This window comes from Dokdonella aquatica (genome assembly GCF_051987395.1).
Taxonomy (GTDB): domain Bacteria; phylum Pseudomonadota; class Gammaproteobacteria; order Xanthomonadales; family Rhodanobacteraceae; genus Dokdonella.
In genome coordinates this window covers 328,286-344,424 of sequence record NZ_CP197094.1, presented here as the reverse complement: position 1 = coordinate 344,424, position 16,139 = coordinate 328,286, and the positions used below count along the sequence as shown (strand labels likewise).

At 69.7% G+C, this 16,139-nt stretch carries 14 protein-coding genes; 10 read left to right on the top strand and 4 right to left on the bottom strand.

Annotated features, from left to right (window positions below; translation table 11 throughout):
* Positions 1 to 825, bottom strand: a complete 825-nt coding sequence (locus tag ACQQ2N_RS01425) for an ABC transporter ATP-binding protein (RefSeq protein WP_440223887.1) — start codon at positions 823 to 825, stop codon at positions 1 to 3.
* Positions 822 to 1,934 carry an MlaE family lipid ABC transporter permease subunit gene (locus ACQQ2N_RS01420; protein WP_440223886.1) on the bottom strand — a complete coding sequence of 371 codons (1,113 nt, stop codon included), beginning with the start codon at positions 1,932 to 1,934 and terminating at the stop codon, positions 822 to 824. The genes ACQQ2N_RS01425 and ACQQ2N_RS01420 overlap by 4 nt, the downstream gene beginning before the upstream one ends.
* A gap of 225 nt (positions 1,935 to 2,159) precedes the next feature.
* Between ACQQ2N_RS01420 and ACQQ2N_RS01415 the strand changes: the two genes are divergently transcribed.
* Complete coding sequence (locus ACQQ2N_RS01415; RefSeq protein WP_440223885.1) at positions 2,160 to 3,398, top strand: threonine/serine ThrE exporter family protein; 1,239 nt, start codon at positions 2,160 to 2,162, stop codon at positions 3,396 to 3,398.
* A 31-nt stretch (positions 3,399 to 3,429) separates the two neighbouring features.
* Here ACQQ2N_RS01415 and ACQQ2N_RS01410 read toward each other — a convergent pair whose 3' ends face one another.
* Positions 3,430 to 4,365 carry a carbohydrate kinase family protein gene (locus ACQQ2N_RS01410; protein ID WP_440223884.1) on the bottom strand — a complete coding sequence of 312 codons (936 nt, stop codon included), beginning with the start codon at positions 4,363 to 4,365 and terminating at the stop codon, positions 3,430 to 3,432.
* Positions 4,366 to 4,820: 455 nt separating this feature from the next.
* Between ACQQ2N_RS01410 and ACQQ2N_RS01405 the strand changes: the two genes are divergently transcribed.
* The 9 genes from ACQQ2N_RS01405 to ACQQ2N_RS01365 all read left to right on the top strand — a co-directional run bounded on the left by ACQQ2N_RS01405 (position 4,821) and on the right by ACQQ2N_RS01365 (position 14,116).
* Positions 4,821 to 5,867, top strand: coding sequence for a rod shape-determining protein (locus ACQQ2N_RS01405; protein ID WP_440223883.1), 1,047 nt, complete (start codon positions 4,821 to 4,823; stop codon positions 5,865 to 5,867).
* Positions 5,868 to 5,964: 97 nt separating this feature from the next.
* Complete coding sequence (mreC, locus tag ACQQ2N_RS01400) at positions 5,965 to 6,939, top strand: rod shape-determining protein MreC (RefSeq protein ID WP_440223882.1); 975 nt, start codon at positions 5,965 to 5,967, stop codon at positions 6,937 to 6,939.
* Positions 6,936 to 7,427 carry a rod shape-determining protein MreD gene (gene mreD / locus ACQQ2N_RS01395; RefSeq protein WP_440223881.1) on the top strand — a complete coding sequence of 164 codons (492 nt, stop codon included), beginning with the start codon at positions 6,936 to 6,938 and terminating at the stop codon, positions 7,425 to 7,427. The genes mreC and mreD overlap by 4 nt, the downstream gene beginning before the upstream one ends.
* Entirely contained in the window at positions 7,424 to 9,313 is a 1,890-nt protein-coding gene (gene mrdA / locus ACQQ2N_RS01390) for a penicillin-binding protein 2 (protein ID WP_440223880.1), read from the top strand. The genes mreD and mrdA overlap by 4 nt, the downstream gene beginning before the upstream one ends.
* A gap of 35 nt (positions 9,314 to 9,348) precedes the next feature.
* Entirely contained in the window at positions 9,349 to 10,428 is a 1,080-nt protein-coding gene (gene rodA, locus ACQQ2N_RS01385; RefSeq protein ID WP_440225696.1) for a rod shape-determining protein RodA, read from the top strand.
* 49 nt (positions 10,429 to 10,477) lie between these two features.
* Complete coding sequence (gene mltB / locus ACQQ2N_RS01380) at positions 10,478 to 11,617, top strand: lytic murein transglycosylase B (RefSeq protein ID WP_440223879.1); 1,140 nt, start codon at positions 10,478 to 10,480, stop codon at positions 11,615 to 11,617.
* Positions 11,614 to 12,513, top strand: coding sequence for a septal ring lytic transglycosylase RlpA family protein (locus tag ACQQ2N_RS01375; protein ID WP_440223878.1), 900 nt, complete (start codon positions 11,614 to 11,616; stop codon positions 12,511 to 12,513). Before mltB ends, ACQQ2N_RS01375 begins: the two co-directional genes overlap by 4 nt.
* Positions 12,514 to 12,578: 65 nt before the next feature.
* Complete coding sequence (locus ACQQ2N_RS01370) at positions 12,579 to 13,826, top strand: D-alanyl-D-alanine carboxypeptidase family protein (protein WP_440223877.1); 1,248 nt, start codon at positions 12,579 to 12,581, stop codon at positions 13,824 to 13,826.
* Positions 13,826 to 14,116 carry a YbeD family protein gene (locus ACQQ2N_RS01365; protein ID WP_440225695.1) on the top strand — a complete coding sequence of 97 codons (291 nt, stop codon included), beginning with the start codon at positions 13,826 to 13,828 and terminating at the stop codon, positions 14,114 to 14,116. The genes ACQQ2N_RS01370 and ACQQ2N_RS01365 overlap by 1 nt, the downstream gene beginning before the upstream one ends.
* 90 nt (positions 14,117 to 14,206) lie before the next feature.
* Here ACQQ2N_RS01365 and ACQQ2N_RS01360 read toward each other — a convergent pair whose 3' ends face one another.
* The gene (locus tag ACQQ2N_RS01360) at positions 14,207 to 16,105 is read right to left on the bottom strand and encodes a hypothetical protein (protein ID WP_440223876.1); all 1,899 of its coding nucleotides are present in this window, start codon (positions 16,103 to 16,105) and stop codon (positions 14,207 to 14,209) included.
* Positions 16,106 to 16,139 lie beyond the last annotated feature (34 nt).

Sequence of the window (16,139 nt, the reverse complement as noted above, 5' to 3'; positions counted from 1 at the left end):
TCAGGTTCCCGCAGGGTCGTGGAGGGCAGGGCGGCTGCGCGCGACCGCGGCGTGCGCGGCGCGGCCTCGCGGCCCCTGGAAGTAGTCGCGCACCCACGGATCGTCGGCCTGCTCGACCACGTCGAGTGCATCGGCGACGAGGATGCGCTTGTGCGCGAGCACCGCGACGCGGTCGCAGATCGTGTACAGCGTGTCGAGGTCGTGGGTGATCAGGAACACGGTCAGGCCGAGGCTGTCGCGCAGCGTCAGGATGAGCTGGTCGAACGCGGCCGCGCCGATCGGGTCGAGGCCCGCGGTCGGCTCGTCGAGGAACAGGATGTCCGGGTCGAGCGCGAGCGAGCGCGCGAGCGCGGCGCGCTTGACCATGCCGCCGGAGAGCTGCGACGGGTACTTCGCGCCGGCTTCGGGCGGCAGGCCGACGAGGCCGATCTTGAGCGCGGCGAGCCGCGCGACGAGCGCCTTGTCGAGGCCGTGGTGCTCGACCAGCGGCACGCCGATGTTCTCGGCGACGGTCAGCGACGAGAACAGCGCGCCGTTCTGGAACAGCACGCCACAGCGCCGCTCGAGGCGCGCACGTTCGGACTCGGGCAGGCGAGTGACCTCCTCGCCGAACAGCTGCACGCTGCCTGCCGCGGGGCGGCCGAGGCCGATGATCGAGCGCAGCAGCACCGACTTGCCCGATCCGGAACCACCGACCACGCCGATGATCTCGCCGCGCTGCACGTCGAGGTCGAGGTTGTCGTGCACGACCTGCGCGCCGAACTGGTTGCGCAGGCCGCGGATGCGGATCACCGGCTCGCCCGGCTGCGGTGCGTGCGCGGTCACAGGTTGATCTCCATGAAGAAGATCGCCGCGAGCGCGTCGACGAGGATCACCACGAAGATCGCCTGCACGACGCTCGAGGTCGTGTGCGTGCCGACCGACTCGGCGCTGCCCGAGACCTTGAAGCCTTCGAGGCAGCCGATCGCGGCGATCAGGAACGCGAAGATCGGCGCCTTGCTCATGCCGACCCAGAAGTGCGTGACCGTGGTCGTCTCGTGCAGGCGCGTGATGAACATCGTCGGCGAGATGTCGAGCGCGAGCGCGCACACGGCGCCGCCGCCGATGATGCCGGCGAGCATGCCGACCAGGGTGAGGATCGGCATCGCGACGAGCAGCGCGATCACGCGCGGGATCACGAGGACGTCGACGGGCTGCAGGCCGAGCGTGCGGATCGCGTCGACTTCCTCGCGTGCCTTCATCGAGCCGATCTGCGCCGTGAACGCGCTGCCCGAGCGGCCCGCGACCATGATCGCGGTCAGCAGCACGCCGAACTCGCGCAGGAACGAATAGCCGACGAGTTCGACCGTGAACACGCTCGCGCCGAACTCCTTGAGCACGGTCGCGCCGAGGAATGCGACCACCGCGCCAACCAGGAAGCACAGCAGCGCGACGATCGGCAGCGCGTTGAAGCCGGTCTGCTCGATGTGGAAGAACGTCGAGGTGACGCGCCAGCGCGTGGGCACCAGCGCGATGCGCGCGATCGAGGCGAGGATCAGGCCGATGAAGCCGACCAGTGCGGTCGTGTTGTGCCAGAACGTCTCGAGCGATGCTCCGATCTGCGCGACCGCCGCGACGAAGCCGCGGTCTGGCTTGGCAGGTGTCGCGGCAGGGCCGGCCTGTGCACGTGCGACCGCGGCGAGCAGGCCGCGCGCACCGGCCGGCAGAGCCTCGACGCGAGCCTCCTCGCCGTCGACGAGGTCGAGCAGCATGCTCGCGCCGGCTGTGTCGAGGCGCGCCACGCCCGCGGCTTCGACGCGCGCGCCCGCACCGGCGCGACGCTTGAGCGTGCGCGCGAGGTCGGCGAGGGTGTCGATGTGGTCGAGCGTCCAGTCGCCACGCGCGACGATGCGGGCGCCGTCCTGGGCGATCGATGCGGTACCGGCTTCGGCCATCACGCAAGGCTAGCAGTTTTGCGCGGGACACGGCTCGACACGCCCGCGACGTGGCAGGAGGACCATGCGCGTCATCGTGCCGCGCGGGATCGGCGCGATGCGGCGCTCCGTGACGCGTCGCGAGGGTGGCCGTGGGCGGTCCACGCGTCGATAATCGCGCCCCGCGATGCCCTCGCGCCGCATGCGGCGTCGCGCGCGCCTCCGCTCCATGCACACGGATTCCGAATGGCCACCTGGGCACCGCTGACCACGCGCATCGAGTTCGTCGTCGAACTCGCGCGTCGCCTGCACGAGTACGGCACCGCGGCGCCGCGCCTCGAGGCCGCGATCAACCTTGTCGCCGAGCGCCTGGACCTGTCCTGCGACGTGCTGTCGACGCCGACGTCGATCGTCATGTCGTTCTCGGATCGCACCAACGGCGAGGCCAATCTCGCCGAGATCACCCAGGTCGTGCGCCTGTCGCCGGGCGAGGTCAATCTCAAGCGCCTGTGCATCGTCGACGAGATCGCCGACCGCGTCATCGACGGCCGCCTCGACCTCACCGAAGGGCATCGCCAGCTGCGCCAGATCGGCCGCCAGCCCGCGTCGCGGCTTTCGCGCACGACGATGGTCGGCGCCTACGGCGTCGCCTCGGCCACGGTCGCGACGATCCTGCTGACCGACTGGGCCGGTGTCGCGACGGCCGGCGCGATCGGCGTGCTGACCGGCCTCATCGCGCTGTCGGCCGAGAAGCGGCCGAACATCGCGGCCGCGTTCGAGGCGATCTGCGCACTCGTCGCGACGCTCGTGGCCACGCTCGTCGCGGTCTATCTCATGCCGATCCAGGTGCGTTCGGTGGTGATGGCGAGCCTCATCGTGCTGCTGCCCGGCATGGCGCTCACGACGGCCGTGCGCGAGCTGTCGAGCCAGCACCTGATCTCGGGCACCGCGCGCATGGCCGGCGCGATCGCCGCGCTGCTCAAGCTCGCATTCGGCACGGTCGCGGCGACGCAGCTGTGCACGCTGGTCGGGCTGGTGCCGCCGAGCACCGTCACCGTGCCGGTGCCGCCATGGAGCGAGTGGCTCGCGGTGCCGATCGCGGCGGTGTCGTTCGCGGTGATCTTCCGCAGCCCGTTGCGCCACTACGGCACGGTGATCTGCGCAGTCGTGCTCGGCTACCTGTGCACGCGCATCGGCGGCGCGTACGTGACCGCGGGATTCGGCGTATTCCTCGGCGGGCTCGTGCTCGGCGCGACGAGCAACGTGTTCGCGCGTGCCTTCAGCAGGCCCGGCGCGCTGATCCGCGAACCGGGCATCATCCTGCTGGTGCCCGGAAGCGTGGGTTTCCGCAGCCTGAGTTTCGTGTTCGAGCGCGACGTGATGCTCGGCCTCGACACCGGCATCACGCTGGTCACGCTGCTGACCGCGCTGGTCGGCGGCCTGTTGTTCGGCGACCTGCTCGTGCCGCCGCGGCGCAAGCTCTGAGGCGGGCGCGCGGCGCCCGCCTCGCGTCGCATCAGTCCAGCGCGTAGCCGAACTGCTGGCGGAACTGGTCGGCGAACTCTTCGTAATCGAAGCGCTGGTTCTGCGTGCCCGGATGCTCGACCTTGAGCGCGCCCATGAGGTTGCCGATGCGGCCGATCGTGAGCCAGTCGTAGCCCTTGGTGATGCCGAAGATGAGGCCCGCGCGGAACGCGTCGCCGCAGCCGGTCGGATCGGTCACGCGGCGCTCGTGCGCGGGCGGAATGTCGAGCGTCTTGCCCTCGGCGTGGATCTTCGCGCCCTTCGGGCCGCAGGTCGTGATGTAGGCCTTCACGCGCCCGGCGATCTCGGCCTCGCTCCAGCCCGTGCGTTCCTGCAGCAGGTTCGACTCGTAGTCGTTGACGGTGACGTAGTCGGCCTTGTCGATGAACGCGCGCAGCTCCTCGCCGTTGAACAGCGGCATCGCCTGGCCCGGATCGAAGATGAAGGGGATGCCGCCTTCGACGAACTCCGCGGCGTTCTGCAGCATGCCTTCGCGGCCGTCCGGGCTGACGATGCCGAACGTCACGCCCTTCACGTCGCGCACGTGGTTCTCGTACGAACGCATCATCGCGCCCGGGTGGAACGCGGTGATCTGGTTGTTGTCGTGATCGGTCGTGATGAAGGCCTGTGGCGTGAACAGGTCCGCGAGTTCCTTGATGTGGTCCAGGCGGATGCCGCATTCCTCGAAGTGCTCGCGGTACGGCGCGAAGTCCTGGCCGACCGTCGCCATCGGGATCGGGTCGCCGCCGAGCAGCTTGAGGTTGTAGGCGATGTTGCCGGCGCAGCCGCCGAACTCGCGGCGCATGCGCGGCACGAGGAACGACACGTTCAGGATGTGCACCTTGTCGGGCAGGATGTGGTTCTTGAACTGGTCCGGGAAGACCATGATGGTGTCGTAGGCGAGCGAACCGCAGATCAGAGCCGACATCGTTGCTGGAGCCCCTGGCAAGGTAAGGAAGACGGGCGCGGACACGCGATCGCCGCGGAGGCGGATCGGGTTGTCGGCGCGCAAACCGCGCGATCTTGCCCGAGTTCGCCCGATGGCGCACCCCGCGATCGCCATGCGAACCGTCCGCCGGCTCGCCCGAGAGCTGTCAACCTACTTCGCAAGATGCTCCGAAAGCCGCGCCACGAAAGGGTTTCTTAACACCTTTTCGGCTTGCGGGGGCGGTTCGGCGTCTCTACACTCTTGCGCCTTCGCGGACGTCCTCCAGTGGTCGGAAAAGTGCGCAGGTGCGGGATCGGGATCCCGCAACGCACTTCCACGGGAGCAGGCGTCGCGGCCTGCCTTTTCCGCCAGGCCGGTAGCGGTTCGCGACGCGCCTTCAACGGCGCCGGCGCGCCCCGGAACGGCCTCGACCCTCCTTCCAGCTCGGCATCCCCATGTTCAAAGGCTTGCGCGGTCTCTTCTCCAACGACCTGTCGATCGACCTCGGCACGGCGAACACCCTCATCTACGTGCGTGGCCAAGGCATCGTGCTCAACGAGCCTTCGGTCGTCGCGATCCGGCAGGAACGCGGCGCGGGTGGCCCGCGCAGCGTCGCCGCGGTCGGCACCGACGCGAAGAAGATGCTCGGCCGCACGCCGGGCAACATCGTCACGGTGCGCCCGCTCAAGGACGGCGTGATCGCGGACTTCTCGATGACCGAGGAGATGCTCAAGCAGTTCATCCGCAAGGTGCACCGCTCGCGCATGTTCCGTCCGAGCCCGCGCGTGCTGGTCTGCGTGCCCTGCGGTTCGACCCAGGTCGAGCGCCGCGCGATCAAGGAATCGGCCGAGAGCGCCGGCGCGCGCGACGTGTTCATCGTCGAGGAACCGATGGCCGCCGCGATCGGCGCCGGCATCCCGGTCGGCGAGGCACGCGGTTCGATGGTGCTCGACATCGGCGGCGGCACCTCCGAGGTCGCGGTGATCTCGCTCAACGGCATCGTCTACTCGCAGTCGGTGCGCATCGGCGGCGACCGCTTCGACGAAGCCATCATCAACTACGTGCGCCGCAACCACGGCACGCTGATCGGCGAGGCCACGGCCGAGCGCATCAAGATCGAGGTCGGCTGCGCGTTCCCGCAGTCGGAAGTGCGCGAGATCGAGGTCTCGGGCCGCAACCTCGCCGAGGGCGTGCCGCGCATGTTCACGGTCAACTCCAACGAGATCCTCGAGGCGCTGCACGAGCCGCTCGCCGGCATCGTCAGCGCAGTGCGCAGCGCACTGGAGCAGACCCCGCCCGAGCTGTGCTCGGACGTCGCCGAGCGCGGCATCGTGCTGACCGGCGGTGGTGCGCTGCTGTGCGACCTCGATCGCCTGATCTCCGAGGAAACCGGCCTGCACGTGCACGTCGCCGATGATCCGCTGACGTGCGTCGCCCGCGGCGGTGGTCGCGCGCTCGACCACATCGACCAGCACGGCGGCGACTTCTTCGCACCCGAGTAAGGCCCGCGTGCCTTTCGCCCCGCGTGACCGCACGCGTGCCTCCGGCACCCGTGCGGTTCGCGCGTCCGCTTTTCCTGCATCCCCGTAGCCCGGCGTCATGGCGCTCGCCCAACCCGACAAGGTCCAGCTGTTCGCCGAAGGCGGCGTCAGCACGCTGCGCCTGATCGTCTACCTGACGATCGCGATGGTGCTCATGGTCGTGGACCACCGCGGCGAGTACCTCGAGCGCCTGCGCGCGATGGCGAGTCGTGTCATCGAGCCGGTCTACCGCGTCGCCGCACTGCCGGCCGATGCCGCGCGTGCCGGCCGCCTCGCCATCGTCACCCAGACCCAGCTCGCGGACGAGAACCGCGCGCTGCGCGAGGCCCTGCTGCTGGCCCAGGTGCGCCTCAACCGCATGGCCACGCTGACCGCGCAGAACGAGCGCCTCAAGGAGCTGCTCGATGTGCAGGGCGACCTCGGCCTCGGCGTGCGCCTCGCCCACCTCGTCGACATCGACCTCGACCCGTTCCGTCATCGCGTCGTGCTCGCGATCGGCGGCGGCCAGGGCGTGGGCGTCGGCCAGCCCGTGCTCGATGCGCACGGCGTCATGGGCCAGATCGTCGAGGTCCTGCCGGGCACCTCGGTGGCGATGCTGCTCACCGACCCGACCCACGCGATACCGGTCACCGTCGAGCGCACTGGCCTGCGCACGATCGCCTACGGCACCGGTGCGATCGATCGCCTGCTGCTGCCCAACATCCCGCGCAGTGCCGACGTGAAGGCCGGCGACAAGCTGCTCACGTCGGGACTCGGCGGGCGATTCCCGGCCGGGTTCCCGGTCGGCGAGGTGGTCTCGGTCGAGAACGACGAGAGCGGCCTGTTCGCGGCGGCGACAGCGCGTCCTGCGGCGGCGCTCGACCGCAGCGGCGAGGTCCTGTTGCTGCAGGACCTGCCGCAACCGATGGGACCGCCCGCGCCGGAGCCGTCGGCTCCCGAGGGCGATGCGGCGACAACGCCGTCCGGGACCGCGCCCGCTGCGGCCCCGGTGGTGCCCGCCCCGACACCGTCCGCACCGGAGCGCACGCCATGAACCGCCATCGCGTCCAGGCCTGGCTGTTCTTCGGCAGCCTCGCGCTCGCGATCCTGCTGCAGCTCACGCCGCTGCCGCAGCCGCTGCTGCCGTTCAAGCCGTTCTGGCTCGCCCTCGTGCTCGTCTACTGGGCGATCGAGGTGCCCGACCGCATCGGCCTCGGCTTCGCGTTCCTGCTCGGCCTGTTCGGCGACCTGCTGACCGGCCAGTTGCTCGGCGAGCAGGCGCTGCGCCTCGTCGTGCTCGCCTTCATCGTGCTGCGCTTCCGTTCGCGCCTGCGCTTCTTCCCGATGTGGCAGCAGGCGCTTGCGGTGTTCGCGCTGCTGCTCAACGATCGCGTCGTCGTGCTCATGATCCGCGGCTTCTCGGGTGATCCGATCCCGCCGCCGGTGTTCTGGGCCGGGCCGTTCGTCGGCATGCTCGCGTGGCCGTTCGTGTTCCTGCTGCTCGACGATCTCCGCGCACGCCTGCGCGCGAAGGACACATGAGGCTGCGCCCGCTCAAGGACTCGCGGCAGGAAGCGTCGCTGTTCCTGTACCGCGCCGTCGCGGGATTCCTGATCATCCTCGTCGCGCTCGGTGTACTCGGCACGCGCTTCTGGTGGTTGCAGGTCGTGCAGCACGACGAGTTCCAGGCCCGCTCGGACGCCAACCGCATCCTCACACGTCCGCTGGCACCCTCGCGCGGCCTCATCTACGACCGCAACGGCGTGCTGCTCGCCGAGAACGTCGCCGCGTTCCGCCTCGAGGTCGTACCCGAGCAGGTCGCCGACATGGACGCACTGCTGGCCGACCTGCGCGACACGATCGGCCTCGCCGAGGACGACATCGAGCGCTTCGCCGCGCTGCGCAAGGGCAAGCGCTCGTACCAGAGCGTGCCGCTGCGCGTGAAGCTCAGCGAGGAGGAGATCGCGCGCTTCGAGATCAACCGCTGGCGCTTCCGCGGTGTCGACGTGGTGCCCTACCTCACGCGTTACTACCCGCGCGGCGTCGAGTTCGGCCATCTCGTCGGCTACGTCGGCCGCATCGACGCGAACGACCTCTCGCGCCTGGATGCCGCGCGCTACGCCGGCACCAGCCACGCCGGCAAGACCGGCATCGAACGCGCCTACGAGGACGTGCTGCACGGCGAGCCCGGCTACGAACTCGTCGAGGTCAATGCCGATCGCCGTCCGCTGCGCGTGCTCGAGCGCGTCGCGCCGGTGCCGGGCAAGAACATCTACCTCACCATCGACACGCGCGTGCAGGATGCCGCGATGGAAGCGTTCGCGGGACGCCCCGGTGCCTCGGTCGCGATCGATCCGCGCAACGGCGAAGTGCTCGCGATGGTCAGCGTGCCGAGCTTCGATCCCAACCTGTTCGTCAACGGGATCAGCCGCGCCGACTACAAGGCGCTGCTCGATTCGCCGGGCAAGCCGCTGCTCGACCGCGCGCTGCGCGGAACCTACATGCCGGGCTCGACGATCAAGCCGTTCATGGCCGCGGCCGGACTCGAGCTCGGCCTGCGCAGGCCCGGCGACGTCGTCTACTCGAGCGGCGAGTTCTTCATCCCGGGCCAGAAGCGCGGCTACCGCGACATCCGCGCCGGCGGCCACGGCCGGGTCGATCTCGTCGAGTCGATCGCGCAGTCGGTCAACACGTACTACTACGCGCTCGCGCTGGAAATGGGCATCGATCGGCTTACCGAGTCGCTCGGCCGCTTCGGCTTCGGCAAACCCACCGGAATCGACCTGATCGGCGAGAGCAGCGGCGTGCTGCCGTCGCGCGACTGGAAGCGCGGCCGCTTCAACCAGGCCTGGTACCCGGGCGAGACCGTCATCGCCGGCATCGGCCAGGGCTACTGGGTGGTCACGCCGTTGCAGCTCGCCAACGGCGTCGCCACGCTCGCTGCGCGCGGCATCCCGCAGCGTCCGCATCTGCTGTACGCGACACAGGCCGGCGTTTCCGATCCGCTGCAGAAGCGGCCGCCCGATCCGCCGCGCGCCTCGCTGTTCCGCAATCCGTCGACGTGGAGCGCCGTGCACGACGGCATGGTCGCGGTCGTCAATGGCCCGACCGGCACCGCGCGCACGCTCGGCGAGGGCTTCCCGTATCCGATTGCGGGCAAGACCGGCACCGCCGAGCGCTACTCGCGCACCACCGAGGCCTGGCAGCACATCTCGCAGGTCGCCGCCGAACGCCACCAGGTGCTGTTCGAGTGCTACACGCCCGCCGATGACGCGCGCATCGCGATCATCGTCGCGCTCGAGGCCGGTCGTGCCGGCGGCCGCGACGCCGCGCCGATCGCGCGCCGCATGCTCGATGCCTGGCTGCTCGGCGAGACGCCGCCGCCCGTGTCGCCGATTCCCGCACCCGCGGCCGAGGCGACGCCGTGACGCCGGTCTGGATCCTGCGCCTGCAGCACCGCGCGATGCTCGCGCTGCGCCGGCCACGCTTCGACCTGCCGCTGCTCGGTGGCCTCGTGCTGCTCGCTCTGGTCGGGCTCGTCACCCAGTACAGCGCGAGCGACCTCAACGCGACCCAGGCCTGGAATCAGACCTTCCGCCTGCTGCTCGGCGCGACGCTGCTCGTGATGGTCTCGCGCATCCCCCCCGGCACGCTGCGCAACTGGACGCCGTGGCTGTTCGCGGGCAGCGTCGGCCTGCTCGTGCTCGTCGCGCTGCTCGGCGAGGGTCGCGGCGCACACCGCTGGCTCGACCTGCGCTTCGTGCGCTTCCAGCCCTCGGAGCTGGTCAAGCTCACGATGCCGATGATGGTCGCGTGGTACCTGCACCAGCGCCCGCTGCCGCCGAGCTGGATGACGCTCGGCGTCGTCGCGGTCATGATCGCGGTGCCGGCCGGCCTCGTCGCCGAACAGCCCGACCTCGGCACTGCGCTGCTGATCATGGCGGCGGGCCTGTTCACCGTGTTCCTCGCCGGCCTGTCGTGGTGGCGCATCGGCTTCATCGTCGGCAGCGTCGCCGGTGCGGCGCCGATCGCCTGGCACTTCCTGCACGAGTACCAGCGCAACCGCGTGCGCATGCTGCTCGATCCCGATTCGGATCCGCTCGGCCTCGGCTGGCACATCATCCAGTCGAAGATCGCGGTCGGCTCGGGCGGCCTCTGGGGCAAGGGTTGGCACGCCGGCACGCAGTCGCGCCTGGAGTTCCTGCCCGAGCACACCACCGACTTCATCCTGTCCGTGTACGCGGAGGAGTGGGGTCTCGTCGGCGTGTTGCTGCTGCTCGCGCTGTACGCGTTCATCATCGGGCGCAGCCTGTGGATCGCGGCGAATGCTCGCGACACCTACTCGCGCCTGCTCGCCGGCGCGCTCGCGATGTCGTTCTTCGTCTACGTGCTGGTCAACGGCGGCATGATCGCGGGCATCCTGCCCGTGGTCGGCGTGCCGTTGCCGCTGATGAGCTACGGCGGCACCTCGGCGGTGTCGATACTCGCGAGTTTCGGCGTGCTCATGTCGATCCACGCGCATCGCCGGCGGGTGGCGGGGTGACGGGGGCACAGGTACATTACGAGGGTTTTTACGCGTGGAAAGCATCAACGTGAAGCCAGCAACCGCGTCGCTCTTCGGCATCGTCCTCGCCTGCGCCGGCCTCGTCGGCGGCTGTGCAGGGGCTGCGGTCGAACCGCCCGCCGCGGCATCGGCTGCGGCCACCACGCCGGTGACACCTGCCGTGCCGGAAGCGCCCGCCACGCCAGTGCCGGCCGAGGCTCCGGCCGCGAAACCGGCGCCGAAGGTGCCGGTGACCGCGCTGCCGCCGCGCGACACGCCCGACAACGTCGAGGATTTCGCGCGCGCCGTCGCCGCCGAGGGTGGCCTCGACGAGGCCGAGGTGCTCGCCACGCTGCGCAGCGCCAAGGTGCAGCAGGGCATCCTCGACGCGATCTCGCGCCCGGCCGAGGCCAAGCCGTGGAAGGACTACCGTCCGATCTTCCTGACCGACAAGCGCATCGCCGACGGCGCCGCGTTCTACCGTGCCAACCGCGAGATCATCGAGAAGGCCGCCGCCGATTACCGCGTCGCGCCCGAGATCATCGTCGCGATCATCGGCGTGGAGACCAGCTACGGCCGCAACACCGGCAAGTACCGCGTGCTCGACGCACTCGTCACGCTCGGCTTCCACTACCCGCCGCGCGCGAAGTTCTTCCGCGGCGAGCTGCGCCAGCTGTTCCTGCTGCGCGACAAGCACCTGGCCTATCCGATCGACGAGCTCACCGGCTCGTACGCCGGCGCCATGGGCTGGGGCCAGTTCATCCCGACCAGCGTCGCCCACTACGCGGTCGACTACGACGGCGACGGCCGCATCGACCTCTGGAATTCGCTGCCCGACATCGTCGGCAGCGTGGCCAACTACTTCGCGCAGCACGGCTGGATCGAAGGCGCGCCCGTGGCGACGCGCACGTTCCCGACCGAGGGCGCCGAGCCGCCCGCGCTCAGCGGCATGGAGCCCGTGCACACGGTCGGCGCGCTGCGTGCGCGCGGCTACGTGCCGGTCGACACGCTCGACGACACGGCCGACGCGACCCTGCTCACGCTCGAAGGCATCGCCGGTCCGGAGCAGTGGATCACGCTGCGCAACTTCTACGTGATCTCGCGCTACAACCGCAGCCCGCTGTATTCGATGGCGGTCTACCAGCTGTCGCAGCAGATCGCCGCCGAAGCGGCCAAGCCCGCCCCGTGACGCGCCTGCGCCTCGCCGCAATCGTCGTCGTCGCGCTCGCGGTGTCGGCCTGCGCCTCGCGCAAGCCGAAGCCCGCGCCGCCGGCCCCGCGCGCGCCGGCCCCGCAGCCGGCGGCCAAGCCGCCGCACGAGACCAGCCTGCCGCAGTCGCAGCGCTACCGGCACGCGAAGGACCACGAACCGACCGGCCCGGCGGTCGACGTCTCCACGCTCGTCGAGCCGACGCCGAAGGCCGAGCCGCGTGCGCGCTACGGCAACAAGTCGCCGTACTCGGTGCTCGGCCGCACCTACACGGTGATGCCCGAGGCCGCCGGCTACGTCGAGACCGGCATATCGTCGTGGTACGGCAACAAGTTCCACGGCTACATGACCTCGAGCCTCGAGCCCTACGACATGTACCAGTTCAGCGCCGCGCACAAGTCGCTGCCGCTGCCGAGCTGGGTGCGCGTGACCAACCTCGACAACGGCAAGAGCGTGGTCGTGCGCGTCAACGACCGCGGCCCGTTCCACGAGAACCGCATCATCGACCTGTCGTACGCGGCGGCCGTGCGCATCGGCATCTGGCCGAAGGGCACCGGTCTCGTCGAGGTGCGCGCGATCGATCCCGAGCACCCGGCCGCGCCGCCACCGATCGTCGCCGCGCCCGTGCGGCCCGGCCACGCGCGCATCTACCTGCAGCTCGGCGCGTTCGGCGAACGCGCCAATGCCGAACGTGCCGCTGCGCAGGTGCGCCGTGCCGGCCTCGGCGACGTCGCGATCCAGACCACGAGCCTCGACGGCCGCACGCTGCACCGCGTGCGCCTCGGCCCGCTCGCCAACGCGGAAGCCGCCGACGCGCTCACCGCACGCATCGAAACCCTGGGCCTCGGCGCGCCGCGCGTGGCAGTCGAGGAATGATCGGGCCACAATCGGCCCGCTGAAGCGCCCCCCAGCGCCACAACCCGCAAGGAAACTGTTCCACGATGAAGCTGTCGCCCACCACCGTCGCGCTCGCCGCCCTGCTCGCCACCACGACCGGGTTCGTGCAGGCCCAGACCCCGCAACCCGCGCCGCGTCCGGTGACGCCCGCCGCCGCGCCCGCGCCGACACCGCCGCCGCCGAGCCTCGCCGCGACCTCGTGGGTGCTCATGGACTACGCGACCGGGCAGATCCTCGTCGAGGGCAATCTGGACCAGCGCGTCGATCCGGCGTCGATCACCAAGATCATGACCTCCTACGTGGTCTCGGCCGAGCTCGAGCACGGCAAGATCAAGCGCGAGGACATGGTCACGATCACCGAGAACGCTTGGCGTTCCGGTGGCGCGGGCACGGACGGCTCGACGAGCTTCCTCGCCCTCAACAGCCAGGTGCCGCTCAAGGACCTGCTGTACGGCATGATCATCCAGTCCGGCAACGACGCCGCGATCGCGCTGGCCGAGCACACCGCGGGTTCCGAGCCGCTGTTCGCCGACCTCATGAACCAGCACGCGCAGCGCCTGGGCATGACCGGCACGCATTACGTCGACGCGAGCGGCCTGCCGAACCCCGACCATTACACGACAGCACGCGACGTCGCGATCCTGTCGCGCGCGCTGATCCGCGACTTCCCCGAGGACTACGCGATCTACAAGGTCAAGGAGTTCGAGTGGAACGGCATCAAGCAGCACAACCGCAACACGCTGCTGTGGCGTGACTCGACCGTCGACGGCATCAAGACCGGCCATACGCGTGCCGCGGGTTTCTGCCTCGCGACCTCGGCCGTGCGCGGCGACCAGCGCCTCATCGCGGTCGTCATGGGAGCGGCCAGCGAGAAGGCGCGCGCCGATGCGAACCAGGAACTGCTCAACTACGGCTTCCGCTTCTTCGAGACCCACAAGCTCTACGAGACGGCCAAGCCGCTGGCCACGCCGGAACTGTGGAAAGGCGAGGGCGACAGCGTGCGCCTCGGCGTCGCCGAGGACGTCGTCGCGACCGTGCCGCGTGGCCGCTATGCCGATCTCAAGGCCAGCATGAACCTGCCGTCGCGCCTCATCGCACCGCTGGAAAAAGGCCAGCAGGTCGGCAGCCTCAAGGTCGAACTCGAAGGCCGCACGATCATCGAGCGTCCGATCGTCGTGCTCGACGACGCTCCCGAAGGCGGTTTCTTCACGCGCCTCTCGCACGGCGTGATGCTGTGGTTCAAGGGCACCGACGGCGACAGCACGACCGTCCCGGCCGGAAGCGGTTCGTGATGCGCGACCTCGACGACATCACTCCGCAAACACCCGATCAGGGCTTCCAGTTTCCGGGCGTGTTCGAGATCACCGCGATGGGCCGTGCCGACGGCCCGATCGCCGAACGCGTGCCCGCGATCATCGCCGAGCACGGCATGAGCGTGATCGAAGGCAGCCTGCGCAAGCGTCCCTCGCGCGAAGGCAACTACGTCTCGGTGACCGTGTCGTTCACGTGTCCCGATCGCGAGCACTACGACGCCGCGCACGAATCGCTGCGCGCGGATCCGTCGGTGAAGTGGACGCTGTGAAGGGTTGAAGAGCATCGCGCGCAGGGCACCTGCGCAAGCCTGCCCCCATCGTCCGTGATTCACGTTCCGGCAACGAGGCTGGGCCGCGCATCACGGCGTACGGACTTCATCCCGATGGTCTTCCCACGGTGTGCGCCATTCCTTGGGTGGCAGGAGCCTGCCACGTCGCTCTGCGGCGAGGCGCGCGGCCTCGATCTCGCTGCCGGTCGTGGCGGTGTCCTTGACGACGACGTCCGACCCCGACCCGCGCAGGTCCGCAGCGACGTACAGCCACCACGATCTTTCGCGCGCCTTGGCGAGGTCGACGGGCGTCTCGGCGGACAACGGGTCGAGAACGGACTGCGCGTAGACCGACGTGCGCGTGTTGCCATGGTGGAGGAGATTGCGCGCAACGGCGATGCAGTCCGCACGACGCTGCCGGATCTGCGGCGCATCGGGCCGGCAGGCCGGCGCGAAATTCCATGGCCGCGCGATCAGTGCGTCCGCGGAGATCAGCGTGAACACCGATCCGAAGGTGTCGGCGGATACATGGGACATGATGCCGTGCATGCGTTCCACCGATCCCGCGGCAGGACGGATCGTGTTGGCCTTCGATGCGACGATGCCGAGCATCGCCACGCCCGGGTCGGTGTAGTGCGTGCCTCTCGCGGCAGCGGCGAGCAGCTGCGTTGTCAGCTCCGGATCACCGTCCTCGCCCGGTAATGCGACCAGCCACACGGCGATGTTCGCGGGTGCGAGCCGCTGCAGGTTGGCGAGCGCGCCGGCGCGCGATCCGGCATGCCGCGCTGCGATCCACTGTACGTCAATGTTGTCCGCGTTCGCGCGTGCGAGGTCAACGATCGAGCCTGCGTTCGCGATCGTGGCCGGATCATTCGATGCTCCTCGCTCGGCGAGCGCCCAGGCCACGGCCAGGTCCACCGGATCCTTCGATGTCCGCAAGGATGCGCCGACTGCAATGGCATGCTTCTCCCACGGGTGTTCGCCGTCCGGGATGGGTGATGACGACTCGCGCTCGAGACTTTCCTTGACCGGGCGGCGCCAGCCCGAGGGAGGCTTCAAGGGCTTGCCGAGCCTGGACAGGCGGCGCTCGATCGTTGCGATGCGGTTCGGGGCACCGTCCCAGGCTCCGAGCAGGTGGCGCGTCGATTCAACGGGGTCGGATGCATCCTCGTCCCACCGCCCGTCGTGCGCATCGAGCCAGTCGTACTGGCGTTGCAGGGCGCGCGTGGCGGAGCTGCGTTCTCCGACCGCCTCGAGCACGTCGAGACCGAGCTTGCGCAGTTCGGGACTGTTGCCTTTCGATGCGAGCAGGAGGCCCGCCTTGGCACACGGTGCGCGTCGTGACGTCGCTCGTGCGTCGGTTTGCCGGCAGGCCGCGACGATAGGGGCGGCTGCTGCGGAGGCGCGGAACTTCACCTTCGACATGGCGGAAGAGAACGCGGTCACGTCGGCCGGCATTTCCTCGATCGGAATCGAGAGCAGTTCCTCCTCGAGGCCCGACAGGAAGGCGGTGTGCCATTCGGTGAACGCCTGCATGGCATGGTCGTCCACGTGCGTCGCGCCGGCGAGCTTCGACAGGGCGAGGTCGATGCCTTCGGCATCCTTCCTGGCCGAAGCCAGCGCGACCGAGAATATCCAGCCCACCGCATTGTCGGGCTCGAGGCGAAGAAGGTTGGTCACGGCCGCAGTCGGGAGCTGCCGGCATGCGAAACATGTCCCGTAATCGCCATGGTAGGCGGCGTACCACTGGACGAAGGCGTCGTCGGGAAGCTGCGCCACGGCGCGCGCGACGACATCCGCCGGTCGCGGGCTCGGCGGAGCCTCGCCGTGATCGTAGAAACCCGCCACGAGGACCTGCCTGCGCGGCGACGGATCCGCGACGAGTCCCTCGAAAAGCGTCAGACGGGTGCGTTTGAAGACCTGCGGAAGCTCCGTCGACGGCATCGCCGGGCTCGACATCAGCGTCGCTGCGAGCGTGGCGAGGATCATCCGTGCATGCCTGGCCATCGCGCGCCACAACTCC

What these genes read in the sequence shown, in the direction of transcription:
- ACQQ2N_RS01420 (WP_440223886.1), bottom strand. Translation starts at nt 1,934, where the DNA reads ATGGCCGAAGCCGGTACCGCATCGATCGCCCAGGACGGCGCCCGCATC.
- ACQQ2N_RS01415 (WP_440223885.1), top strand. Translation starts at nt 2,160, where the DNA reads ATGGCCACCTGGGCACCGCTGACCACGCGCATCGAGTTCGTCGTCGAA.
- ACQQ2N_RS01410 (WP_440223884.1), bottom strand. Translation starts at nt 4,365, where the DNA reads ATGTCGGCTCTGATCTGCGGTTCGCTCGCCTACGACACCATCATGGTC.
- ACQQ2N_RS01405 (WP_440223883.1), top strand. Translation starts at nt 4,821, where the DNA reads ATGTTCAAAGGCTTGCGCGGTCTCTTCTCCAACGACCTGTCGATCGAC.
- mreC (WP_440223882.1), top strand. Translation starts at nt 5,965, where the DNA reads ATGGCGCTCGCCCAACCCGACAAGGTCCAGCTGTTCGCCGAAGGCGGC.
- mreD (WP_440223881.1), top strand. Translation starts at nt 6,936, where the DNA reads ATGAACCGCCATCGCGTCCAGGCCTGGCTGTTCTTCGGCAGCCTCGCG.
- mrdA (WP_440223880.1), top strand. Translation starts at nt 7,424, where the DNA reads ATGAGGCTGCGCCCGCTCAAGGACTCGCGGCAGGAAGCGTCGCTGTTC.
- rodA (WP_440225696.1), top strand. Translation starts at nt 9,349, where the DNA reads ATGCTCGCGCTGCGCCGGCCACGCTTCGACCTGCCGCTGCTCGGTGGC.
- ACQQ2N_RS01370 (WP_440223877.1), top strand. Translation starts at nt 12,579, where the DNA reads ATGAAGCTGTCGCCCACCACCGTCGCGCTCGCCGCCCTGCTCGCCACC.
- ACQQ2N_RS01365 (WP_440225695.1), top strand. Translation starts at nt 13,826, where the DNA reads ATGCGCGACCTCGACGACATCACTCCGCAAACACCCGATCAGGGCTTC.
- ACQQ2N_RS01360 (WP_440223876.1), bottom strand. Translation starts at nt 16,105, where the DNA reads ATGATCCTCGCCACGCTCGCAGCGACGCTGATGTCGAGCCCGGCGATG.